Below are 23,250 nucleotides of genomic sequence, written 5' to 3'. Positions count from 1 at the left end.
GTCAGCGGGCGGATGCGCCGCCGGAGCGCTCGGCGACGCGGAACCGGATGCGCGCACCGGGCGGGAGCTGCCCGGCGCGGTCGAGATCGCGGTCGACGACCGCGCCGATGACGGGATAGCCGCCCGTGAGCGGGTGATCCGGGAGGAGGAGCACGGGCTGTCCATCCGGCGGCACCTGGATCGCTCCCGTCACGGCGCCCTCGCTCTCCAGCTCGTCCTGCCTGGAGCGCTCGAGCGGTACCGCGCCTCGCAGTCGCACGCCGACGCGGTCGGAGCGCGCCGTCACCTCCCACTCCTGCTCGAGGAGGGTGCAGAGCCCCGCGCGCGTGAACCAGTCGTCCCTGGGCCCGAGCACGATCGACAGCTCGACGAGCTCGCCGGCGGCGGGCAGTGACGTGCGCGGTGCGCGGATCCGCTCGACGGCCCAGCGCCCGCACGAGGGACCGCGCAGCGGCAGCACATCGCCCGCGGTGAGCGCTGCGGGCCCGAGCTGCGCGAGCGTGTCGCTCGCGAGGCTGCCGAGGACGGCGTCGAGCGCGATCCCGCCGCGGATGCCCAGCAGCACCCTGCGCCCCTCACGGACCGCGCCGATGCGCAGCTCGTCGCCATCCTCGATCGCGATCGCGCGGCCAGGCTCGACGGCGAGTGGCCCTGCGCCCTGCGATGCGGGATGCACCCAGGCGTCCGCCAGCCCGCCGGCGAGCGCGACGACGGTCGCTCCGCGGAACCGCAGCACGGCTCCCCCGCCGGCGAGCTCGAGCGCAGCCTCGCCGGGAGCGTTGCCGACCGCTCGGTCGACCTCCCTGAGCGCGCCTCGGTCGGCGGTCCCCGACGCGGCGACGCCCTGCGCAGCCATGCCGGGCCTGCCGAGATCCTGCACCAGCAGCTGCAGGCCGGGTCGCAGCACCTCGACGGCGTGCGCTGCATCGCTGCGGGCGCGGCGAGGGGCGAGGGGTTCCCGCAGCTCGCGCTCGACGCGCTCGAAGCGGACGCTGGTGCCGGGCCGCAGCAGTGCCGCCGGCTGCCGGTCGAGATCCCACATGGCGAGGTCGGTGCGCCCGATCAGCTGCCAGCCGCCGGGGCTCTCCCGCGGGTACACGCCCGAGAAGCGCCCGGCGAGGGCGACGGCGCCGGCGGGGATGCGCGTGCGCGGGGATGCGCGACGGGGCACGTCGAAGAGCGGATCATCGCCGATGAGGTAGCCGAATCCCGGCGCGAAGCCGGTGAACGCGACCGTCCAGCGCGCTGCCTGGTGCCGAGCCACGAGCGCATCGACGTCGAGGCCGAGCAGCGCGGCGACCTCGGCGAGGTCCTCGCCGTCGTAGCGGACCGGGATCGTGACCGCGTCGCCGTGCTGGGCTGGCGTGGCCGCGGGCTCGATGCGCAGCATCTGCGCCGCGAGCGCAGCTGCCGAGACCGCCGTCGGATCGAAGCGCACGAGGACGGTGCGGGCCGCGGGTACGAGCTCGGTGACGCCGGGCAGCGCCGCACGGGCCAGCGCCGTCAGCAGGCGCATCGACTGGTCGAGGTCGGTCGCCTCCAGGAGCAGCGCGGTGTCGGCTGCGGTGCGCACCCTGGTGGTGCCGGGGACCCGCGGTGGGCGGGGGCCGGCCGCGCCGGGCGTCACGGTCTCGCCCTCGCGAACGGCGCGACGCGCACCCCGGCGGCCTCGAGGGCCCGGCGGGTCGCGCCCGCCATCGCGATCGCACCGGCGCTGTCGCCGTGCACGCAGATCGATTCGGCGCGCACGGCCACGTCGGTGCCGTCGATCGCCTCGACGACCCCCTCCTGCGCGAGCCGCACCATCCGCGCGGCGACGCGGTCGGCGTCGTGCAGCACCGCCCCGGGCTCGGTGCGGGCGACGAGGAGTCCCTCCGGCGTGTAGGCGCGGTCGGCGAACGCCTCGGCGGCGGTGGCGAGTCCGGCGCGCTCGGCGAGGTCGAGCACCACGCCGCCCGCGATCCCCAGCAGCACGAGCGACGGATCCACGGCCGTGATCGCCGCGACGACGTCCTTCGCCGTGCGCTCGTCGCGGGCGACCCTGGTGTACAGCGCACCGTGCGGCTTCACGTAGGTCGTCCTGCCGCCGGCGGCCCGCGCGAGCGCCTCCAGCGCGCCGAGCTGGTACTCCACGTGCGCCTGGATGGTCGCCGAGTCGACCTCCAGGGCCACCCGGCCGAAGCGCTCGGGATCGCGGTAGCCCGGGTGAGCGCCGATGGTCACGCCCTGCTCGACCGCCGCGCGCACGGTCGCAGCGATGCCCTCGGGGCTGCCTGCGTGGAAGCCGCACGAGACGTTGGCGCTGGTGACGATGCGGAGCATCGCGGCGTCATCGCTGACGATCCGGTCGGGCACGTTCTCGCCCAGATCGGCGTTCAGGTCGAGGCTGGTCATGCTCCGACTCCGCGTGATGACGCTGCGGCTCCCCGGCAGGCGGAGCTCGGCCACGCGGCGCTCGGGCCGAGCGTGCTCCCGCACGACCGGGAGCGCAGCAGGATCGAGCCGTGGGGGCCGCCGACGGACATCGGCTCAGCTCGCCTCGCGCATCTGGCGCAGGTCTCGCTTCAGGTCGTGCAGCTCATCGCGGATGCGGGCCGCGAGCTCGAACTTCAGCTCGCCCGCCGCCTCGGTCATCTGCGCGGTGAGGTCGGCGATGATGGACTCCAGCTGGGTCGGCCCGTCCATCGACGACCGATCCTTCGCGAGCCGCGGCGTCGGCGCCCCGCGCCGCGTGCCCTCGAGCAGCTCGTCGGTGTCGGCCTGCTCGCGCGCGAGCACCTCGGTGATGTCTGCGATGCGGCGTCGCAGGGGCGTGGGATCGATGCCGTGCTCGATGTTGTACGCCACCTGCACGGCGCGGCGCCGGTCGGTCTCGTCGATCGCCAGGCGCATCGAGTCGGTGATGCGGTCGGCGTACATGTGCACCTCGCCCGACACGTTGCGGGCCGCGCGGCCGATCGTCTGGATCAGGGACGTCGACGAGCGCAGGAAGCCCTCCTTGTCGGCGTCGAGGATCGACACGAGCGAGACCTCCGGGAGGTCGAGGCCCTCGCGCAGCAGGTTGATGCCGACGAGCACGTCGTAGACGCCCTGGCGCAGCTGCGTCAGCAGCTCGACGCGGCGGAGCGTGTCGACGTCGGAGTGCAGGTAGCGCACGCGCACGCCGGCCTCGGTGAAGTACTCGGTGAGCTCCTCCGCCATCTTCTTCGTCAGCGTCGTGACGAGCACGCGCTCGTCGCGCTCGGCCCGCACCCGGATCTCCTCGAGCAGGTCGTCGATCTGGCCCTTCGTGGGCTTCACGACGAGCTGCGGGTCGACGAGTCCCGTCGGGCGGATGATCTGCTCGACCACCGTGCCGGCCAGGCCCATCTCGTACTTGCCAGGCGTCGCAGAGAGGTAGACCTTCTGCGGGGTGCGCTCGAGGAACTCGCCGAACTTCAGCGGTCGGTTGTCGAGCGCGCTCGGCAGCCGGAAGCCGTGCTCGACGAGCGTGCGCTTGCGGCTGGCGTCGCCCTCGTACATCGCGCCGATCTGCGGCACGGTCACGTGCGACTCGTCGATGACGACCAGGAAGTCGTCGGGGAAGTAGTCGAGCAGGCAGTGCGGCGGCTCCCCCGGCTGTCGGCCGTCGATGTGCAGCGAGTAGTTCTCGATGCCGGAGCAGAAGCCGATCTGCTCCATCATCTCGAGGTCGAAGGTGGTGCGCATGCGCAGGCGCTGCGCCTCCAGCAGCCTGCTCTCGCGCTCGAGCTCCTTGAGGCGCGCGTCGAGCTCGTCGCGGATGCGATCCATCGCCTTGTGCATGCGCTCGGTGCCCGCGACGTAGTGGCTGCCAGGGAAGATCGAGATCGACTGGTGCGTCTCCAGCACCTCTGCCGTGAGCGGGTGCAGCGTCGAGATCGCCTCGATCTCGTCGCCGAACAGCTCGATGCGGATCGCGTGCTCCTCGTACATCGGGATGATCTCGATCGTGTCGCCGCGCACCCGGAACGTGCCTCGCGTGAACGCGACGTCGTTGCGCTGGTACTGCATCGAGACGAACCGGCGCAGCAGCGCCTGCCGGTCGACCCGCATCCCCACCTGCAGCGCGACCATGGCCTCGAGGTACTCCTCCGGCGTGCCCAGGCCGTAGATGCAGGAGACCGTCGAGACGACCACGACGTCGCGCCTGGACAGCAGCGCGTTCGTCGCGGAGTGCCGCAGCCGCTCGACCTCGGCGTTCAGCGACGAGTCCTTCTCGATGAAGGTGTCGGTCTGCGGCACGTAGGCCTCTGGCTGGTAGTAGTCGTAGTACGAGACGAAGTACTCCACGGCGTTGTTCGGCAGCAGCTCGCGGAACTCGTTCGCCAGCTGCGCTGCGAGCGTCTTGTTGTGGGCGAGCACGAGCGTCGGCCGCTGCACCTGCTCCACCAGCCAGGCCGTCGTGGCGCTCTTGCCGGTGCCGGTCGCGCCCAGCAGCACCACGTCGGTCTCGCCGCGCTCCAGCGCGGCGGTGAGCTCGGCGATGGCCTTCGGCTGATCGCCCGAGGGGGTGTAGTCGCTGATGACCTCGAAGGGCCTGACGGCACGGGTCGGTTCCATGCGACCAGCCTACGAGCGGCCGCCCACACGTCCGCCTGCCAAGCGCTCCCAGAGCTCATCCGCCGCCGCGAGCGTCGCCTCCACGGTGCCGGAGGTGTCGATCACGACATCCGCGATGGCGAGGCGCTGCTCGTCGCTCGCCTGCGATGCGACGCGCGCACGCGCATCCGCCTCATCGAGGCCGCGCAGCTCGATCAGGCGGCGGATGCGCGACTCGGCCGGCGCGTGCGCGACCACCACGAGATCCCATGGGTCTTCGCCGCGCGCCTCGACGAGCAGCGGCACGTCGTAGACGACGACCGCGCGCGGATCGCGCTCGAGCGCAGTGGCGAAGCGGCGCCCCGATTCGGCGGCCACCGCGGGATGCACGATGGCGTTCAAGCGCTGCCGCGCAGCGTCGTCGCCGAAGACCGTGGCGCCGAGGGCCGCGCGGTCGAGCGAGCCGTCGTCGAGCACGAGGTGAGCTCCGAAGGCCTCGGCGATCTCGGCGAGCACGGGCTGGCCCGGCTGCTGCAGCTCTCGCACGAGCGCGTCGGCGTCCACGACCACCGCACCGCGCTCGGCGAGCCTGCGGGCGATGGTGGACTTCCCGGAGGCGATGCCGCCGGTGAGCGCGACGAGGGGCATGCTCCGAGTGTGCCACGGGAAGCCCGGGGAGCACCTCGCTAGGATGACCCTGCGCGCAACGAGCGAGCCCGCAGCGCGCGGCAGAGGCGGGAGGGCACCATGGCGGAGGACGTCGCAGTCGTCATCGAGGACGGCGAGGACATTCGAGAGCTGTTGGCCCAGGTGCTGACGCAGGGCGGCTTCGACGTGCACACGGCCGCCGACGGCGCCACCGGCGTCGAGCTCGTGCGCGCGCACGACCCCATCGTGGTGACGATCGACGTCAACATGCCGGGCATCGACGGCTTCGAGACCGCGCGCCAGGTGCGAGCGATCAGCACCGCCTACATCGTCATGATCACCGCGCGCGGCGACGAGATCGACACCCTCGTCGGCCTGCAGACCGGCGCCGACGACTACATCGTCAAGCCGTTCCGCCCGCGCGAGCTGCGCGCCCGGATCGAGGCTATGATGCGTCGTCCGCGCGTGCTCGCATCCACGCACCCGTCTCCCCCGCTGCCGCCCGCGTCGGAGCCGGGGCGCGCTCCGGAGGCGGCGCAGAGCGGCGGGGGCGCTAGCCACGCGACGGGGAGCTCGAGCGCAGCGCACGCGCCCTCCGAGCACGTGTCGTCGGCGCCGTGGGGCGAGCTGGAGCACGACGACGGCGTGCTCGAGCACCGCGGTCTGCGACTCGAGTCGGGCGCGCGGGTCGTGGAGCTCGACGGCGCGGAGGTCGAGCTGACCCGCAGCGAGTTCGACATCCTGCGGATGCTGCTCGCCTCCGGCCGCCGCGTCGTCAGCAAGATGCAGCTGGCAGGCATGCTCCGCGGCGAGCGCGGCGAGCCCGACCACTACCTCAGCGAGCACGACGCACGGGCGATCGAGGTCCACGTCGCGAACCTGCGGCGGAAGCTCGGCGAATCGCCCTCCGATCCGCGCTGGATCGAGACGGTCCGGGGCGTCGGCTACCGCCGGACCTCCTGACCGGCAGCCCCGCCCCGCAGGAGGGCTGCAGGTGCCTGCCTAGCGCTTGCGCGCCGACTCGTCGGGCGCCACCGGATCCTCGTCGTCGTCCTCGCCCGCGACGACGACCGTGACGTCGTCGCTCGCGATCGCGCGCTTGGCCGCCGCGCGCGCAGCATCCAGGAGCACGTCGCGGTCGTAGCCCGTGATGCTCGTGAGGCTCACGCCCATGCCGATCGGCGGCACCACCGGCACACCGGCCGTGGCCAGCTGGTCGAGCATCGCGCGATGCATGCGCGCGGCCAGCTGTCGCGCATCCGCGGGCGAGGAGGGCTGGAACGCGAGCATCAGCGCGCCCCTGTCGTCGCTGCCGAGCGCCGCGGTCGTGGGAGAGAGCCGGCGGGCCGCCGCGCGAGCCGACTGGCGCACGTGCTCCGCCTCGTCGGCGCCGAACGCCGTCGCGATGCGCGCGAGCGAGTCGATCCGGATCACGAGCACGGCGAAGAGCTCCGCCCTCCGGTTGGCGCGCATCAGCCGCCCTCCGAGCACCCGCAGGAAGGAGGGCAGCAGCAGCACGCCGTCAGGGGCGATCGCCATGAGCGACGAGTCCTCCGCACCGCGCAGCCGCACCTGCTCGGCGCGCAGCACCGACGCGCTCATCGCCGCCACGATGACGAGCCCGATGGTGCCGAGCCCGGCGACCGTGCTGCTCGTCCACGGCTGCGCGTCCACCTCGTCGCCGATCACCACGGTGGCGACCAGGCGGATCAGCTGGAAGGCGCTCGCCGCTGCGAGCGTGCAGGCGAAGCCGATGGCAGAGCGCGAGCGGCGCATGGAGCCGCGCAGCGACTCGAGCGCTCCGAGCGCGGCGAGCAGGGCGTTCGAGGCGAACATGAGCCAGGTGGGGTTCCAGTCCGGCGACGTGACGCCCTCGACCAGCACGGCCGTGCAGGTGAGCAGTGCCGCGGCGGTGACGACCGTGCCGGCGCCCCTGCCGCGCCGCCCGTTGAAGACGCGCACGCCGATCCAGAAGAGCCCGAGCGCGGTCACCCAGGCGCCGTTGCCGATCGCGGCGGGCCACCACCCGGCGTCGGTCACCGCGTCGAGCACGTAGGCCTCCGTCGCGATCATCGCCGCGATGAACGCGAGCGCCCAGACGCGGCCGGCGCTGTCATCCTTGCGCAGCATCGTCTCGAGCACGAAGACGCCGCCCGCGACGTGCACGACGATCGCCGTCAGGAGCGTGACGGTGCCCGGGTCGAGGCTCATGCGCTCCTTCCCTTCCTGCCGAGCGGCAGCCGCACGACGAAGGTGGCGCCGGAGCCCAGCTGGCTCTGCACCGTGATCTCGCCCCCGTGCGCGCGCACCAGGTCCCGGCTGATCGTGAGCCCGAGCCCGTTGCCGTGCGGCCGGCTCGAGAGCGCGGCAGCGCCTCGGAATCGGCGCTCGAACAGGCGCGGCATGGCATCCTCCGAGATCCCGGGCCCGTCGTCGCGGACCACGAGCCACGCGTGCTCGTCGTCGCTCGTCACGCCCACCTCGATGAGCCCGTCGCCCGTGTGGTAGCTGACGGCGTTGCCGACCAGGTTGTCGACGACCTGGCGGATGCGGATGGGATCGATGGCGGCGACGGCGCGCTCGACGCCCGTGGTGTCGATCCGGATCCCGCGGGTGCCCGCTCTCGGCTCGAGCGACTCGACCGAGGCGAGCACGATCCGCGACAGGTCCTCCTCGACCGGACGCACGTCGAAGCGCCCCGGCCCGTCGGCCGTGGCGGCGAGCACGTCGCCGATGATGACCAGCAGGCGCGACGCGTTGCGCTCGGCGATCTCGAGGCTGCGCCTCGCCTGGCCCACCACCCCCGCGTCCTCGAGCGCCAGGTCGAGGTGACCGAGCACGCTCGTCAGCGGCGTGCGCAGCTCGTGCGAGACGGAGGCGACGAGCTCGTCCCGCATCGAGACCGCCATGCGCTCCGCCGTCACGTCGCGCGTCACGAGGATCGCGCCGACATCGGTGCCGTCGATGTCGATGAGCCTGCGGGCGGTGGACTGCAGCGCGCGCCTGCCCTCGCCGGGCGGGCCCTGCCAGTGCAGCGCGTTCTCGAAGACCTCGCCGCGGCGCGCGCGGGCCAACGGCGACTGCGCTGGCTCGATGGGGGTCTCACCGTCGCCGTCGAAGAGCTGCCCCTCTGCGCCCGCGGCGCTCAAGCGCGAGTGGGCGTCGTTCTCGATCGAGATCGAGCCGTCGGCGCCGATGCGCACCACGCCGAAGTCGACCGCGTCGAGCAGCTCGCTCACGGCGTCCTCCTGGCGGCGAGCGCGCTCCACCGCGTGGTCCAGGTACTCCGCCTGCTCGTCGAGCAGGGCGCGCTGCGCTGCCGAGCGACGCGCCGCGACGTACGCGACGATCGCCGCGACCGAGATCGCGAGGGGCCCGAGCACGATCTGCACCGCGCTCGTGAACCCGTCGTGCATCGTCGTGACGGTCCAGAAGAGCACGCTGGGCCCGGCGGCCCCGACGACGAGCCCCTGCCAGCCGCCGATGGTCGCGAGCCAGGTCGCCGGCACCATCCAGAGCAGCCACAGCTGCGCCTCCGGCTGGCCCAGCTGGAGCTGGAAGATGGCGGCGATGTCGCCGATGGGCACGAGCGCGACCCACCGGGGGTGGATGCGGTTCCACGGCACGACGAGCGCCACGATCGTCAGCGTGAAGAGGGAGAGCACGCCGAAGAAGAGCGTCTCGCCGTCCTGCAGCTCGTCCAGCACCACCACGAGGCCGCAGGCCGCGAGGCAGGCGGCTGCGAGCAGCAGCTGGTTCACCGCCGTGGCTCGCTCGCGGGTGCGATCGGTCCGCACGCGCGCGGTACGACCCGTCCTGACGCCCGCGCTCATGGGATGACCGTATCGCGCCGCGAGCTGCGCACCGCGCTCCCCGCGAGGGCGGCTACCATCGCGGCAGGCGGCGCACCGTGCCGCGGGAGGAGGCCCGGCCCATGCTCGAGTTCCTGACCGGCTCCGGCCTGGCTGCAGCGGCAGGCATGAACGCCTACATCCCGATGCTGGTCGTCGGCCTCGCGAACCGCTTCTTCCCCGATGCCCTGGCGCTGCCGGAGGGTTGGGCGTGGATCTCGAACGGATGGGTGCTCGGCATCCTCGCGGTGCTGCTGGTGGTCGAGGTCGTGGCCGACAAGATCCCGGCGGTGGACAGCGTGAACGACGTGCTGCAGACCATCGTGCGCCCCACCGCCGGCGGCCTCGTCTTCGGATCCTCCTCCACGGCCTCGACCGTCGCGGTCACCGACCCGGCAGCGTTCTTCGCCACGAACCAGTGGGTGCCGATCGTCGTGGGCGCGGTCATCGCGCTGACCGTCCACGTGGGCAAGACGGCGATGCGGCCCGCCGCGAACGCCGCCACCGTCGGTGCCGCCGCGCCGGTGATCTCGACCGTCGAGGACGTCGGAGCGATCGCCATGTCGCTGCTCGCGATCGTCGCGCCCGTCCTGGTGCTGCTCGGGCTGGCGCTGCTGGGGCTGCTCGGCTGGTCGCTCTGGCGCACGGCCAGGAAGCGGCGGAACGCCGACCTGCGGCCCGCGACCGACCGGCTCCAGACGCCCTGACGCTCAGCCGACCCGTGCCGAGACGCGCTCCATGTGCATGGCGCCGCGCCACCGGACGACGCGGCCCGACGCATCGCGCTCGGCAGTCGCGGTCTCGTGCCCGGCGCCCATCCCTGTCGACGCGGTGATGCGCACGCGGTCGTCGTCGAGCGGCTCGAGCTCGTCCACGAGCTGCAGCGGGTCGGGCGCCGTCGGCGCGATGCACAGCAGCCGGCCGCCAAGCTCCACGACGTCGACGCGGCCCCAGATGCTGGCGTAGGTGCCCTCGAACGAGCGCGCCCGTGCGAGATCGGCGGCGGTCCGCATCGCTGCGCTCCCGCGCTCCCCGGCATCCAGCGCCGCCCGCACGATGCCGGCGACGCCGATCGCCAGCTCCTCGGCCGGCGCGTCGATCGCGTTCGTGCAGACGCTGATCACGACGTCCCGCTCCGCGTCCACGAGCGTGCGGGTCGCCTGTCCCGTCCAGGCGCCGCCGTGCCCTGCCCACTCCCGCCCGTCGATCGTGCGCAGCATGAGCCCCAGCCCGTAGCCCGCGTCGATGCCTGGGCGGGAGGTCGACCACTGCCGCTGGCGCATGCGACGTCGCGTCGTCGCGGCCAGCAGGCGGTCGTCGGCATCCGTCACCGCGCGCAGCGCATCCGTGAGCTCGCGCGCCGGCGCGACTGCCCCGGTGGCGGCAGCCAGAGCCCCGGTCGGCGGGTTGCCGAGCGCCGTGCGCTCCTCGCTCGAGTGCAGCGCCGAGTGCCCTGTCACGAGCGGCCCCGCGACGCGCGCAGTCGGGTCGCCGGCTCCCGCAGCGCTCGTCGATCCTGCCTCGGGCCGCAGGTCCCCGGAGGAGGAGCGCAGCCCCAGCGGCGCGAGCACCAGCTGCTCGAGCGCCACGTCGTACGGCTCCCCGGTGATCTGCTCGATGACGAGCCCCAGCAGCCCGAACCCGATGTTCGAGTACTTGAACTCGGCGGAAGCTGGCAGTCGCGACACGCCTGCGCGCGCGATCGCGAGCAGCCGGTCGGCGTCGGGGAACGCCGACTCCAACCGCCAGAAGGAGACGTCGTCGCTGTCCCTGGTCGCGCCGCTGCCGTGCGAGAGGAGCTCGCGCACGAGCAGCGCGCCCGCGTCGGTGTCGCGGAGCGCCGGCACGTGCTGCGCAGCGGAGTCGTCGAGCCGCAGCCGGCCCTCGTCGACCAGCCGCATCGCGGCGAGCGCGGCCAGCGACTTGGAGTGCGAGGCGACCCGGAACCGGTGGTGCGGCGTCAGTGCCTCCCCCGTGGACGCATCCGCCACCCCGTGCGCCGTGTCGAGCACCAGCGCGCCGCCGACGCGCACAGCGGCCTGCACGCCGGGGATGCGCAGGCGCCACCGGCGGTAGTCGAGCCAGCGGTCGGCGTAGTCGAGGGCGCGGGAGAGCGAGTCGTCGGCGGGCATGGCTCGATCCTGGCACCTGTCGGCGCACCGTTGCCCGCGCAACGCGAAGCGGGCCGCACCCTCAGGTGCGGCCCGCTCGTGCGGTGATGCCTACTCGGCCGAGCCGGTGAGCTTCTCGCGCAGTGCGGCGAGCGCCTCGTCGTCGGCGAGCGTGCCTGCGCCGCCCTCCTCGGTCGAGCCTCCGAACGACTGCGCGCTCGAGGGCACGTCGTTCGAGGTCAGCTCTGCGTCGCGAGCGGCTGCGACCTGCGCCTTGTGCGCCTCCCAGCGCGTCTGCGCTGCGGTGTACTCGGCCTCCCAGGCCTCGCGCTGGCTGTCGAAGCCTTCCTTCCACTCGTTCGTCTCGGGGTCGAAGCCCTCCGGGAACTTGTAGTTGCCCTGCTCGTCGTACTCGGCGAGCATGCCGTAGAGCGCCGGGTCGAAGTCGGTGCCCTCCGGGTCGACGCCCTCGTTGGCCTGCTTCAGCGAGAGCGAGATGCGACGGCGCTCGAGGTCGATGTCGATGATCTTGACGAAGACCTCGTCGTTGACCGACACGACCTGGTCAGCGGTCTCGACGTGCTTCGCCGACAGCTCCGAGATGTGCACGAGGCCCTCGATGCCATCCGCGACGCGCACGAACGCACCGAAGGTGACGAGCTTCGTGACCTTGCCCGGTGCGACCTGGCCGATGGCGTGGGTGCGGGCGAAGATCTGCCACGGGTCCTCCTGCGTCGCCTTGAGCGACAGCGAGACGCGCTCGCGGTCGAGCTCGACGGTGAGGATCTCGACGGTGACCTCCTGGCCGACCTCGACGACCTCGGAGGCGTGCTCGATGTGCTTCCACGAGAGCTCCGAGACGTGCACGAGGCCGTCGACGCCGCCGAGGTCGACGAACGCGCCGAAGTTGACGATCGACGAGACGACGCCCTTGCGGACCTGGCCCTTCTGCAGCGACTGCAGGAAGGCACCGCGCGATGCCGACTGCGTCTCCTCGAGGAGGGCGCGACGCGAGAGCACGACGTTGTTGCGGTTCTTGTCGAGCTCGAGGATCTTCGCCTCGATCTCCTGACCGAGGTACGGCGTGAGGTCGCGAACGCGGCGCAGCTCGATGAGCGATGCGGGCAGGAAGCCGCGCAGGCCGATGTCGACGATGAGACCGCCCTTGACGACCTCGATGACCGTGCCGGTGACGACGCCGTCCTCGTCCTTGATGCGCTCGACGTCGCCCCAGGCGCGCTCGTACTGCGCACGCTTCTTCGAGAGGATCAGGCGACCCTCCTTGTCCTCCTTCTGGAGGACGAGCGCCTCGACGGTGTCGCCGACCTCGACGACCTCCGTGGGGTCGACGTCGTGCTTGATGGAGAGCTCGCGCGAGGGGATGACGCCCTCGGTCTTGTAGCCGACGTCGAGCAGGACCTCGTCGCGGTCGATCTTGACGACGGTGCCCTCGATGAGGTCGCCGTCGTTGAAGAACTTCAGGGTCTTCTCAACGGCGGCCATGAAGTCATCGGCCGAGCCGATGTCGTTCACGGCGACCTGCTTGGGAGCCGTGGTCGTTGCAGTGGTCATAGAGTTCAAGGTGCCTTGTAGGGGGTATCGGGCCGACGGGCATGCGGATGCGCGGCGGCGGTTCGGAGTGGTCTCGTCACCATGCGAGTGACCTGCCAAGCCTACACGGCTCGCACGCATGCCGCCACGCGCCGGCGAGGTCCGCTGCGCGGCTGCTCAGTCGTGGGCCAGCGCCGATCGCACGAGCATCGTCCCGAGCGGCTCTGCGCACATCTCCTCGCCCAGCGCGGCGTCGAAGAGCCCGCGCTCCACGATCGAGCGGATGGCCGCGTCGCGATCCGCGGTCGCCGCAGCGATGAGGGAGGGGTCGCTCGCGGCGCGCCAGCGACCCATCGCAGCCTCGGTCGCGGCCTCGAGGGCGTCGACCTCGACGTCCCAGGCCTCCATGCGGGCCTCGTGCTCGCGGGCATCGCTGCGCGCACCGAGCCGAGCGAGCAGCCCCTTCGGGCGCACCGCCTGCGGCTGCGCCGCCCGCAGCCGGAGCGACTCGCCGTGCGCTCGGTCGCACAGCGCGATCGGCTCGCCCGCGTGCGCGCCGAGGGCCGCGCGCTCGAGCTGCGCGAGCTGGTCGAAGTGGTCGACCGGCTCGCGCAGCCCGGCTGCGGCCTCGAGCGCGCTCACGCTCCGCGCAGCACTGCCTGACGCAGGGTGTCGAGCCCCACACCGCCGATGTTGAGCACGCGCATGTGGAAGCGCTTCAGGTCGAAGGCGTCGCCCTCGGCCTCGGCGGCCTCATCGCGGATCTGCTCGAAGATGCGCTGCCCGATCTTGTACGAGGGCGCCTGGCCCGGCCAGCCGAAGTAGCGGTTGACCTCGAAGCGCACGAAGGGCTCGTTCATGTTGACGTTCTGCCGCATGAAGTCGAAGGCGTAGTCGAAGTCCCACTCCCCCGTGCCGTCGAGGCGCGGCTTCCCGAGGTGCACGCCGATGTCGAGCACGACGCGCGCCGCGCGCATCCGCTGACCGTCGAGCATGCCGAGCCGGTCCGCCGGGTCGTCGAGGTAGCCGAGCGACTCCATCAGTCGCTCGGCGTACAGCGCCCAGCCCTCCGCGTGGCCGGAGGTGCCGGCGAACGCCCGGCGCCACAGGTTGAGCTCGCCGCGGTTGTAGGTCTGCTGCGCGATCTGCAGGTGATGCCCCGGCACGCCCTCGTGGTACACCGTCGTGAGCTCGCGCCAGGTGTCGAACTCGGTGACGCCCTTCGGCACCGACCACCACATGCGGCCTGGCCGCGAGAAGTCGTCGGCGGGACCGGTGTAGTAGATCCCGCCCGTCTCGGTCGGCGCGATCATGCACTCGAGCGCCTTGATCGGCTCGGCGATGTCGAAGTGGGTGCGGCCGAGCTCCTCGACCGCCTGGTCGCTCGTGCGCTGCATCCACGCCTTGAGCGCGTCGGTGCCGTGCAGCTTGCGGCTCTCGTCGCCGTCCAGGAACTCGATCGCCTCCTGCACCGTGGCGCCGGGCTTGATCTCGTTCGCGATCGCCTCCTGCTCGGTGCGCATGCGGTCGAGCTCCTCGATGCCCCAGGCGTACGTCTCGTCGAGGTCGACCTCCGCGCCCAGGAACCTGCGCGACATGAGCGAGTAGAACTCCCGGCCCACGGCGTCGACGGGGTTGGCGGATGCCGCGAGCTCTTCGCGCAGGAACGTGGCGAACCGCTCGTGCGCGTCGGTCGCCTCCACCGCGGCGGCCGCGAGGTCGCGGCGCAGCGACTCGGGCAGCGCGGACTCCCCCGCCTTCGCGCCCTCCGCGAAGTCGTGGAAGAAGCCCCGCCCGGTGCCGTAGTCGGCGAGCTGCTCGAGCACGTTGTCGATCTGGCGCGCCGCCGGCGTGTTCCCGCTGGCGATGCCGGCGCGGAGCGAGGCGATGTAGCCGTCGATGGCGCCGGGCACGTTGCGCATGCGCTGGGCGATGTCGTCCCAGTCCTGCTCGCCGGCGGTCGGCATCAGGTCGAAGATGTCGCGGATCGAGCTGGCGGGGCTCGCGAGGTTGTTGAGGTCGCGGTCGCCCCAGCCTGCGGCGTCGATGTCGAGCTCGAGCTGCAGCTCGCGCGCGAGGTCGGTCTTCGTGACCCAGTCGATGTCGTCTGCGGGCTGCGCGGCCTCGAGGCTCGCGAGCACGTCGCGGGCGAGCGAGGCCATCGCCTCGCGTCCTTCGGGCGAGTAGTCGCCGTAGCCGGCCTTGTCGCCCTCGAGGCCCGTCCAGACGTTGAGCTCGGGGTTCAGCACGGCCGCCCGATGGACGTAGTCCTCGGCGATGCGGTCGATCTCGGACTGGGGGCGCGACGGTGCGCTGACGTTCTCGTCTGTCATGCCACCACCCTATGGCCGGTCGGCGCCGGTCACGAGCAGAGGGCGCTGCGCTGATCCGTCACCCGCAGAGGAGGCAGCGGGCGGGATGGAGCGCGCCTCCTCGATCCGGGATGCCGCAGCCCCGACGCCTCAGCCCCGACGCCTCAGCCCAGGGCCGGCATGACCTCGCGCTCGAACAGCTCCATGCCCGCGCGGTCGTAGGCGACGTCGGGCATGTAGGCGATCAGCGTGCCGAGCCCCGCCTCGCGCAGCGCGCCGACGTGGTCGACGACCTGCTGCGGCGTGCCGACCACGGCGCCCTTGACCGAGAAGGCGGTGCCCGCGTGCGCTGCCGGCATCGCCGTGTCCGCCCGAGCGTTCACGCGCTCCACGACCCGCAGCGCCTCGGCCTCGGTCTCGCGCACGACGACGTTGAGGTTCGAGCTCAGGCGCACCTCCGCGGGGTCGCGGCCCTCTCGCTCCAGGTGCTCGCGGAGGATGTCGCGCTTGCGGGCGAACTGCTCAGGGCTGCCGCCGAAGTTCGTGGCGTCGGCCCACTTCGCGGCGTAGCGCAGTGTGCGCTTCTCTCCGCCGCCCGCGATCCAGGTGGGGATGCGCGGCTTGCCGTCGCGGCCGACCTGCAGCGGCTGCGGCTGGCAGATGGCGCCGTCGACCGTGAAGGTCTCGGACTCGACCGAGGCCTCGCCCTCCGCCCACAGGCGCTGGATGATCTGCACGCCGTCGCGGAGCGCCGAGATGCGCTCGCCGACGCCCGGGAACCCGTAGCCGTAGGCGCGCCACTCGTGCTCGTACCAACCTGCGCCGATGCCGAACTCGAGGCGGCCGCCGGAGATCGCGTCCACCGTCGCCGCGATCTTGGCCATGGAGGCCGGGTTCCGATAGCCCATGCACGTGCACATCTGGCCGAGGCGCACGCGCTCGGTCGAGGCTGCGAGCGCTGCCATGAGCGACCACGCCTCGTGCGTGGCCTCCTGGGTCGGCTGCGGCGTGGTGTGGAAGTGGTCGTAGACCCACACCGAGTGCCAGGCGCCGGCGTCCGCTGCCTGCGCGACCTCGCGCATCCGCTGCCACTGCTCTGCAGGGGGGATGTCGACGAGGTCGAGGCGCCAGCCCTGCGGGACGAACAGGCCGAACTGGAGTGCGTCAGTCATGCCACCAGACTAGTGAGCCAGGCTAGTGAGCTGCGGCATCCCAGTTGGGTCCGACGCCCACCTGCACCTCGAGCGGCACCGAGAGCTCGGCAGCGCCGCCCATCTCCTGCCGCACGATCGCCTCGAGCGCCTCGCGCTCGCCGGAGGCCACCTCGAACACCAGCTCGTCGTGCACCTGCAGCAGCATGCGGGAGCCGAGTCCCTCGTCGATGATGCGGCGGTCGATCGCGAGCATGGCGCGCTTGATGATGTCGGCGGCGGAGCCCTGGATGGGAGAGTTGAGCGCCTGGCGCTCGGCGTTCTCGCGCAGCACGCGATTCGAGGACGAGAGGTCGGGGAACGGGCGGCGGCGGCCGTAGATCGTCGTCGTGTAGCCATCCTCCTTCGCCTGCATGACGACGCCGCGCAGGTAGTCGCGGATGCCGCCGAAGCGCTGGAAGTAGTCGAGCATGAGCTGCTTGGCCTCTGCCTGCGAGATGCGCAGCTGCTTCGAGAGGCCGAAGGCGCTCAGGCCGTAGGCGAGGCCGTAGCTCATCGCCTTGACCTTCACGCGCTGCAGCGCCGTCACCTCGCTCGGGTCGACGCCGAAGATGCGACTGCCGACGAAGCGGTGCAGGTCCTCCCCGGAGAGGAACGCCTCGATGAGGCCCTCGTCGCCCGACAGGTGGGCCATGATGCGCATCTCGATCTGCGAGTAGTCGGCGGTGAGCAGCGTCTCGAAGCCCTCGCCGTGCACGAACGCCGAGCGGATCTCGCGGCTGACCTCGGTGCGCACCGGGATGTTCTGCAGGTTGGGGTCGTTCGACGAGAGGCGGCCGGATGCGGAACCGGTCTGGTCGTAGCGCGTGCGGATCCGGCCGTCGTCCTGGACCGCGCGCTGCAGCGTCTCGATGATCTGCGCGAGCTTCGTCGTCTCCCGATGCTGCAGCAGCAGGCCGAGGAACGGGTGCGGATTGGTCTCCTGCAGGTCGGCGAGCGCCTGGGCGTCGGTCGAGTAGCCGGTCTTGGTCGCGCGCGTCTTCGGCATGTCGAGCTCTTCGAAGAGCACCGCCTGCAGCTGCTTGGGGCTGCCGAGGTTCACCTCGTGGCCGATCTCGGCGTAGGCAGCCTCGGCGTGGCCGGCGGCCTGCTCGCGCATCTGCTCGTGGATGCGCTGCAGCACCTCCGCGTCGATCGCGACCCCCTGGCGCTCCATGCGGCAGAGGACCGGCATGAGCGGCAGCTCGATGTCGTCGAGCACGCCGAGCGTGCCCTCGTCGAGTCGAGGTCGCTGGATGCGCGCGAGCTCGCCCGTGAGCCATGCGACGGTGCCGAGCTCCTCCGGGGCGATCTCCGGCACCAGCTGGTTCGGGTCGGGCGCGGGCAGCGGTGCGCCGAGCAGCGCCTCGGTCTGCCAGTCCAGCTCGAAGGTCTTGGGCGGCGCCGTCGGGGTCGCGAGCCAGGCGGCGACGCGCGTGTCGTGCACGGCACCGCCGAGCTGCAGCCCCGCGCGGTCGAGCGCCTTGATGGCGAGCTTCACGTCGTGGAGCGCCTTCGGGGCGTCGGAGGCGAGCCACGCGACGAAGCCGTCGTAGTCGCTCGTGCCCGACTTGTAGGGCACGTACGCGCTCGCGCCCTCGGTGGCGACGCCGAAGCCGGCGATGCCGCCGAGCCCATCCGGCGCGATCGAGACGGCGACCATGCCGCTCGCTCGCTCGAGCCACAGGTCGAGCTCTTCGTCGACCAGCTTCTGCACCGCGGGCGCGTGCACCTCGGGCTCGAGCGCCGCGGAGGCCTCGCCGCTGCCCTCCTGCTTCAGGACGCGGTCGAGGAGGGTGCGGAACTGCAGGCGCTGGAAGACCTCGCGCAGCGCCGCCTCGTCGACCTTGCCGCGCTCGAGCTCTGCGGGCGCGACGCCCAGGTCGACGTCGGTGAGGAGCTTGTTGAGGCGCCGGTTGCGCTCTGCGCGCTCGCGCTGCTCGCGCAGGTTGTTGCCGACGACGCCCTTGATGTCGTCGGCGTGCTCGAGCAGGTTCGCGACGGTGCCGTACTCCTTGATCCACTTGACGGCGGTCTTCTCCCCCACCTTGTCGATGCCGACCAGGTTGTCGCTCGTCTCGCCCACGAGCGCGGCGATCTCGGGGTACTGCTCGGGCTCGATGCCGTAGCGCTCGCGCACGGTCTCCGGCGTGTAGTGCTTGAGCTCCGAGACGCCGCGCACGGCCGGGTAGAGCAGCGTCACGTGCTCGTTGACGAGCTGGATCGTGTCGCGGTCGCCGGAGACGACGTACACGTCCATGCCTGCCTTCGGCCCCTCGACGGAGAGCGTCGCGAGGATGTCGTCGGCCTCGTAGTCCTCCTTCGAGATGGTGCGCACGCCCATGGCGTGCAGCGCCTCCTCGAGCAGCGGCACCTGCCCCTTGAACTCCTTCGGGGTCTCGTCGCGCGTGCCCTTGTACTCCGGGTACTCCCGGGTGCGGAACGAGAAGCGCGAGATGTCGAACGCCACCGCGAGGTGCGTCGGCTTGTGGTCCTGGAGCAGCTTGAGGAGCATCGACAGGAAGCCGTGGATGGCGTTCGTGTGCTGCCCCTCGGAGTTCACGAAGTTCTCCAGCGGGAGGGCGAAGAACGCACGGAAGGCGAGCGAGTGGCCGTCGATGACCATGAGGGTAGGCTTCGTGTCCGACACGGCAGTCAGCCTAGCCCGCACGACCGACACGGCTGCCGACCGCACCGACGAAGCGGAGACCCGATGACCCTGCCGACCGACATCGACGACGCGACGAGATCGCTGCTGGAGCGCCGCGACGGCAAGCCCGGCGGCCAGCTGGCGGAGGCGATGGGCATCGAGTTCCTGCAGCTGTCTGCCGAGCGCTCGGTCGCCCGGATGCCGGCGGAGGGCAACAAGCAGCCGGTCGGCTACGTGCACGGCGGCGCCTACTGCGTGATCGCCGAGACGCTCGGCTCGGTGAGCGCGAACATCCACGCCGGCGAGGGCCGCTACGCCGTCGGCACCGACCTGAACGCGACCCACACGCGATCGATCGAGAGCGGATGGGTGACGGCGGAGTGCACGGCGCTGCACCTGGGGCGCTCCATGACGGTGCACGAGATCGTCTGCACGGACGACGAGGGGCGCCGAGCCTCGACCATCCGCATCACGAACTTCATCAAGACGCGCTGACCCGCTCCCCGCGCGACCGCAGCGCCTCCCGCGCCGACCCGCGCCTCCCCACCTGAGTCCCCCACTTGAGTGGCGCCTCCCGCACCTGAGTGGCGCCTCCCGCACCTGAGTGGCGACCTCCGCACCTGAGTGGCGACCTCCGCACCTGAGTGGCGACCTCCGCGCTTGACTGGCGCTCCCCGCATCTGAGTGGCGGCCTCCGCACCTGAGCGGCGCCTCCCGCACCTGACTGGCGCCTCCCGCGCTGCAGCGACGACTGGCCAGGCTGCATCGACACATCCGCAATACCCGTGGATCCGCAGGGCACGTTCACGCGGCGGTCCACGCGGCAGCGCGCCGGTGCGCGGCGACGATCTCGGCCAAGAGGCGCACGCCGCCATCCGCCAGGTGTTCCTTGGTGACGGTGATGATGCGCCATCCGGCCGCCCGCAGCTTCTCGAGACGCGCCTCGTCCAGCGCTCGCTGCCGCGGCTCAGCGTGGTGCTCGCCGTCGTACTCGACGCCGAGCTTCAGGCTCGGCCAGCTCAGGTCCAGTCGCGCGATGAAGGCGCCGGATGCGTCCAAGACCCGGTGCTGCAAGGTGGGCTCGGGCAGCGATCGGACGACGAGGAGCCGCACCAGCGTCTCGCGCGGTGACTCCGCCCCGACCCGCACCAGCGACAGCGCGTGCCGTGCGCGGTGGAGCCCGCGTGCCCCGTCGTAGCGACGCAGCGCATCCACCAGCTCCTCGATCGACAGCGGAGCCCGTCGGTTGGGCGAGACCAGCCAGTCACCCACCACCACCAGCTCCTCGAGCGTCAGCATGGTCGCGAGGTGGATGAACGCGTCGGAGCGCGTCTCGACCCGCATCCCATCGATCTCGAGCGACTCGGACTGCAGTCGGTGACCGATCACACCGGGCCGCTGCATCCGCGCGCGCCCGGTCGGTGAGGCGAGGTGGATCGTGGCCTCGGTCTCGAAGCGAGTGGGCAGTGGCATGCCATGGATGCGCGCCGCCGTCGTGTGCGAGAAGAACTGGTCGTCGACGGCCAGGACGCGAACCGCCTCGAACAGCGCGCGCGCATCGTCGCCGATCGCAGCGGTGATGCGCACGCCGCGCGCTGGAGAGGTGAAGGCCATCGAGCGGAGCTCCGCGGCGGTGTAGCCGCGGTCGAGTCCTGCGCTGACGGTGAAGCCGTGGGGAGAGTCCATGCGCGGCATGGTGCGCGATGCGGGGTCTGCCTGGCTGCCGCGCGGTGTGTCGCTGTGGAGTATCCACGCATCCACTCCAGGGCGGGAGGCGCCACTCAGGGGCGGGAGGCGCCACTCAGGCGCGGGAGGCGCCACTCAGGGGCGGGAGGCGCCACTCAGGCGCGGGAGGCGCCACTCAGGCGCAGGAGGCGCCACTCAGGCGCAGGAGGCGCCACTCAGGCGCGGGAGGCGCCACTCACGGGCGGGAGGCGCCACTCAGGCGCGGGAGGCGCCAGTCAGCGGTGGGGAGGGTGGGACCGCTGAGGGTGGGGCGAGCGGGGCGCGAGCGGGTGCGCGCTACTTCTTCTTGGGGTCGAGCTGCTCGATGACGGCCTGCGCGACCTCGGCCATGGTCAAGCGGCGATCCATCGACGCCTTCTGGATCCAGCGGAAGGCCTCGGGCTCTGCCAGCCCCATGCGCTGGTTCAGCAGACCCTTCGCGCGGTCGACGAGCTTGCGGGTCTCGAACCGGTCGGCGAGGTCCGCGACCTCGGTCTCGAGCGTGCGGATCTGCTCCCAGCGGGCCAGCGCGATCTCGATCGCGGGCAGCAGGTCGTTCTGCGTGAAGGGCTTCACGACGTACGCGAGCGCACCGGCCTCTCCTGCCCGCTCGACGAGCTCCTTCTGGCTGAAGGCCGTCAGCAGCACGACGGGGGCGATCTTCGCCGCGCCGATCTTCTCCGCCGCCGTGATGCCATCCATCTTCGGCATCTTGACGTCCATCACGATGAGGTCGGGCTTCAGCTCGGTCGCGAGCTCGACGGCGCGCTCGCCGTCCCCGGCCTCGCCGATCACGTCGTACCCGGCTGCCTGCAGGGTCTCGACGATGTCGAGGCGGATGAGCGACTCGTCCTCGGCGACCAGCACCGTGCGTGCGGTGGTGGCGATGGGTGCGGCAGCAGCGTCGAGCTCGGGCTCGGCGAAGAGGTCGTCGGTCATGAGCACTAGCCTAGTCTTCGGAACGGGTGCGGCTCTGCCGAGCCCGAGCCGGTGTGGCGGAACTGGCAGACGCGGCGCACTCAAACTGCGCTTCCGCGAGGAGTGTGGGTTCGAGTCCCACCACCGGCACGACAGCACGGCCCGCCCCTCGACGGGGCGGGCCGCTGGCGTCTCGCGGTGCGGCGGGGCCTAGCCCTCCGACGGCGCCGGCGCCGAGTGCAGGACCTCGATGCGACGCTTGCCGTGGTACGCGGGCGCCGCCTCCGCGTGCACGTCGCCGACGCGGTGCACGCGGATGTCGTTGGTCGAGCCGGAGGTGCCCGGAGGCATGCCCGAGACCACGACGACCTTCTGGCCGACCTCGATCAGCCGCTTGCCGATCAGCACGTCGTCGACCTGGGCGATCATGTCGTCGGTGTGCATCACGCGGTCGACGAGGTGCGTCTGCATGCCCCAGACCATCTGCATGCGGCACTCGATCTCAGGATCGGGGGTGAAGCCGAACGTCGGGATCTGCGTGCGCAGGCGCGACATGCGTCGCGCGGAGTCGCCAGACTCGGTGAAGACGACGATCGCCGCGGCGTCGACGAACTCCGCCACCTCGAGCGCGGCGAGGGTCACGGCGCCGCCCTGCGTGCGCGGCTTCGTGCCGAGCGGAGGGATGCGGGCCAGGCCCTCCTGCTCCGCTGCGCCGACGATGCGGGCCATCGTCTCGATCGTCGTGATCGCGTGCTTGCCGACGCTCGTCTCGCCCGAGAGCATCACCGCATCCGCGCCGTCGAGGATGGCGTTCGCGCAGTCGCTCGCCTCGGCGCGCGTCGGCCGCGGGTTCTCGATCATCGACTCGAGCACCTGCGTGGCGACGATCACGGGCTTCGCCCACCGGCGAGCCATCTCGACCGCGCGCTTCTGCACCAGCGGCACCTGCTCGAGCGGCAGCTCGACCCCGAGGTCGCCGCGCGCCACCATGATCGCGTCGAACGCGTCGATGATGTCGGCGAGGTTCTCGACCGCCTGGGGCTTCTCGATCTTCGCGACGACGGGCAGCTTCCTGCCCTCCTCCGCCATGATCTCGTGCACGCGCTCGATGTCGCTCGCGTCGCGCACGAAGGAGAGCGCGATGATGTCGGCGCCGAGATCCAGCGCCCAGCGCAGGTCGGACTCGTCCTTCTCGCTCAGCGCCGGCACGTTGACGGCGACGCCCGGCAGGTTGATGCCCTTGTTCGAGCTCACCGGGCCGCCGACGACGACCTCCGCGACGACGTCGGTCGCTGTCACCTCCAGGGCGCGCAGCGCGATGCGGCCGTCGTCGATCAGCAGCGGGTCGCCGGGCTTGACGTCGGCGGGCAGGCCCGTGAACGTCGTGCTGGCGCGCTGCCCGTCGCCCTCGATGTCGTCGGTCGTGATGGTGAACCGGTCGCCCTCGCGGAGCTCGAAGGGGCCGCCGGGGATCTTGCCCAGCCGGATCTTCGGGCCCTGCAGGTCGACCAGGATGCCGACCGGGATGCGCAGCTCGTCGGAGGCGCGGCGGATGTTCGCGTACACCTCCTCGTGCACGCTTCGGTCTCCATGGCTCAGGTTCATGCGCGCGACGTTCACGCCGGCCGCGATCGCGGCCTTCGTGCTCTCGTAGCCGGCAAGGGCCGGCCCCCACGTCGCGACGATCTTGGCTCGTCTCACAAGTCACTCGCTTTCGTCATCGCGCCGCCTGGG

General features: G+C 71.9%; 18 protein-coding genes and 1 tRNA gene. 4 read left to right on the top strand and 15 right to left on the bottom strand.

The genetic code is table 11. The features are described from left to right. Window position 1: 1 nt before the first annotated feature. From AA0Z99_RS04855 to coaE, 4 genes are all read right to left on the bottom strand, one after another. On the bottom strand, window positions 2-1,627 hold the full coding sequence (locus AA0Z99_RS04855; RefSeq protein WP_413319978.1) for a carboxyltransferase domain-containing protein: 1,626 nt from the start codon (window positions 1,625-1,627) through the stop codon (window positions 2-4). Then, window positions 1,624-2,394 (bottom strand): LamB/YcsF family protein, encoded by a 771-nt coding sequence (locus AA0Z99_RS04850; protein WP_413319976.1) that lies wholly within the window; start codon window positions 2,392-2,394, stop codon window positions 1,624-1,626. The genes AA0Z99_RS04855 and AA0Z99_RS04850 overlap by 4 nt, the downstream gene beginning before the upstream one ends. A 135-nt stretch (window positions 2,395-2,529) precedes the next feature. After that, complete coding sequence (gene uvrB, locus AA0Z99_RS04845) at window positions 2,530-4,581, bottom strand: excinuclease ABC subunit UvrB (protein WP_413319974.1); 2,052 nt, start codon at window positions 4,579-4,581, stop codon at window positions 2,530-2,532. A 9-nt stretch (window positions 4,582-4,590) separates the two neighbouring features. Next, window positions 4,591-5,208 carry a dephospho-CoA kinase gene (coaE, locus tag AA0Z99_RS04840; RefSeq protein WP_413319973.1) on the bottom strand — a complete coding sequence of 206 codons (618 nt, stop codon included), beginning with the start codon at window positions 5,206-5,208 and terminating at the stop codon, window positions 4,591-4,593. Between the two features lie 99 nt (window positions 5,209-5,307). On the opposite strand from coaE, the gene AA0Z99_RS04835 reads away from it, so the two are divergent. Then, window positions 5,308-6,171 carry a response regulator transcription factor gene (locus AA0Z99_RS04835; RefSeq protein WP_413319971.1) on the top strand — a complete coding sequence of 288 codons (864 nt, stop codon included), beginning with the start codon at window positions 5,308-5,310 and terminating at the stop codon, window positions 6,169-6,171. Between the two features lie 39 nt (window positions 6,172-6,210). Here the strand turns inward: AA0Z99_RS04835 and AA0Z99_RS04830 are convergent, their stop codons facing one another. Together AA0Z99_RS04830 and AA0Z99_RS04825 are read right to left on the bottom strand one after the other, a co-directional pair. Further along, a complete protein-coding gene (locus tag AA0Z99_RS04830; protein WP_413319968.1) occupies window positions 6,211-7,419 on the bottom strand; it encodes a hypothetical protein in 1,209 nt (402 codons plus the stop codon). After that, on the bottom strand, window positions 7,416-9,041 hold the full coding sequence (locus AA0Z99_RS04825; RefSeq protein ID WP_413319966.1) for a sensor histidine kinase: 1,626 nt from the start codon (window positions 9,039-9,041) through the stop codon (window positions 7,416-7,418). Before AA0Z99_RS04825 ends, AA0Z99_RS04830 begins: the two co-directional genes overlap by 4 nt. A gap of 101 nt (window positions 9,042-9,142) precedes the next feature. Between AA0Z99_RS04825 and AA0Z99_RS04820 the strand changes: the two genes are divergently transcribed. Beyond that, window positions 9,143-9,766, top strand: coding sequence for a DUF4126 domain-containing protein (locus AA0Z99_RS04820; RefSeq protein WP_413319964.1), 624 nt, complete (start codon window positions 9,143-9,145; stop codon window positions 9,764-9,766). A gap of 3 nt (window positions 9,767-9,769) precedes the next feature. Here the strand turns inward: AA0Z99_RS04820 and AA0Z99_RS04815 are convergent, their stop codons facing one another. From AA0Z99_RS04815 to polA, 6 genes are all read right to left on the bottom strand, one after another. Beyond that, window positions 9,770-11,191, bottom strand: coding sequence for a serine hydrolase domain-containing protein (locus AA0Z99_RS04815; protein WP_413319962.1), 1,422 nt, complete (start codon window positions 11,189-11,191; stop codon window positions 9,770-9,772). Between the two features lie 90 nt (window positions 11,192-11,281). Beyond that, a complete protein-coding gene (gene rpsA, locus AA0Z99_RS04810; protein ID WP_413319960.1) occupies window positions 11,282-12,742 on the bottom strand; it encodes a 30S ribosomal protein S1 in 1,461 nt (486 codons plus the stop codon). A 156-nt stretch (window positions 12,743-12,898) separates the two neighbouring features. Beyond that, on the bottom strand, window positions 12,899-13,363 hold the full coding sequence (locus tag AA0Z99_RS04805) for a hypothetical protein (protein ID WP_413319958.1): 465 nt from the start codon (window positions 13,361-13,363) through the stop codon (window positions 12,899-12,901). Next, window positions 13,360-15,054, bottom strand: a complete 1,695-nt coding sequence (locus AA0Z99_RS04800; protein WP_413319956.1) for a DUF885 domain-containing protein — start codon at window positions 15,052-15,054, stop codon at window positions 13,360-13,362. The genes AA0Z99_RS04805 and AA0Z99_RS04800 overlap by 4 nt, the downstream gene beginning before the upstream one ends. A 143-nt stretch (window positions 15,055-15,197) precedes the next feature. Beyond that, window positions 15,198-16,205 (bottom strand): TIGR03560 family F420-dependent LLM class oxidoreductase, encoded by a 1,008-nt coding sequence (locus tag AA0Z99_RS04795; protein WP_413319954.1) that lies wholly within the window; start codon window positions 16,203-16,205, stop codon window positions 15,198-15,200. A gap of 22 nt (window positions 16,206-16,227) precedes the next feature. Further along, window positions 16,228-18,849, bottom strand: coding sequence for a DNA polymerase I (gene polA, locus AA0Z99_RS04790; protein WP_413320776.1), 2,622 nt, complete (start codon window positions 18,847-18,849; stop codon window positions 16,228-16,230). Between the two features lie 87 nt (window positions 18,850-18,936). Here polA and AA0Z99_RS04785 point away from each other — a divergent pair, with 87 nt between their 5' ends. After that, window positions 18,937-19,368, top strand: coding sequence for a PaaI family thioesterase (locus AA0Z99_RS04785; RefSeq protein WP_413319952.1), 432 nt, complete (start codon window positions 18,937-18,939; stop codon window positions 19,366-19,368). A gap of 309 nt (window positions 19,369-19,677) precedes the next feature. Here the strand turns inward: AA0Z99_RS04785 and AA0Z99_RS04780 are convergent, their stop codons facing one another. Together AA0Z99_RS04780 and AA0Z99_RS04775 are read right to left on the bottom strand one after the other, a co-directional pair. Continuing rightward, window positions 19,678-20,559, bottom strand: a complete 882-nt coding sequence (locus AA0Z99_RS04780) for a hypothetical protein (RefSeq protein WP_413319950.1) — start codon at window positions 20,557-20,559, stop codon at window positions 19,678-19,680. Window positions 20,560-20,895: 336 nt separating this feature from the next. Further along, the gene (locus AA0Z99_RS04775) at window positions 20,896-21,537 is read right to left on the bottom strand and encodes an ANTAR domain-containing response regulator (RefSeq protein WP_413319948.1); all 642 of its coding nucleotides are present in this window, start codon (window positions 21,535-21,537) and stop codon (window positions 20,896-20,898) included. A gap of 47 nt (window positions 21,538-21,584) precedes the next feature. Between AA0Z99_RS04775 and AA0Z99_RS04770 the strand changes: the two genes are divergently transcribed. Then, window positions 21,585-21,666, top strand: a tRNA-Leu gene (locus AA0Z99_RS04770). A gap of 60 nt (window positions 21,667-21,726) precedes the next feature. On the opposite strand, the gene pyk is transcribed toward AA0Z99_RS04770, so the two are convergent. After that, window positions 21,727-23,217, bottom strand: coding sequence for a pyruvate kinase (gene pyk / locus AA0Z99_RS04765; RefSeq protein WP_413319946.1), 1,491 nt, complete (start codon window positions 23,215-23,217; stop codon window positions 21,727-21,729). Window positions 23,218-23,250 lie beyond the last annotated feature (33 nt).

The organism is Agrococcus phoenicis (genome assembly GCF_047302415.1).
Lineage (GTDB): Bacteria > Actinomycetota > Actinomycetes > Actinomycetales > Microbacteriaceae > Agrococcus.
Note: the sequence above shows the minus strand (reverse complement) of the source record. Positions and strands in the feature narration are given on the sequence as shown.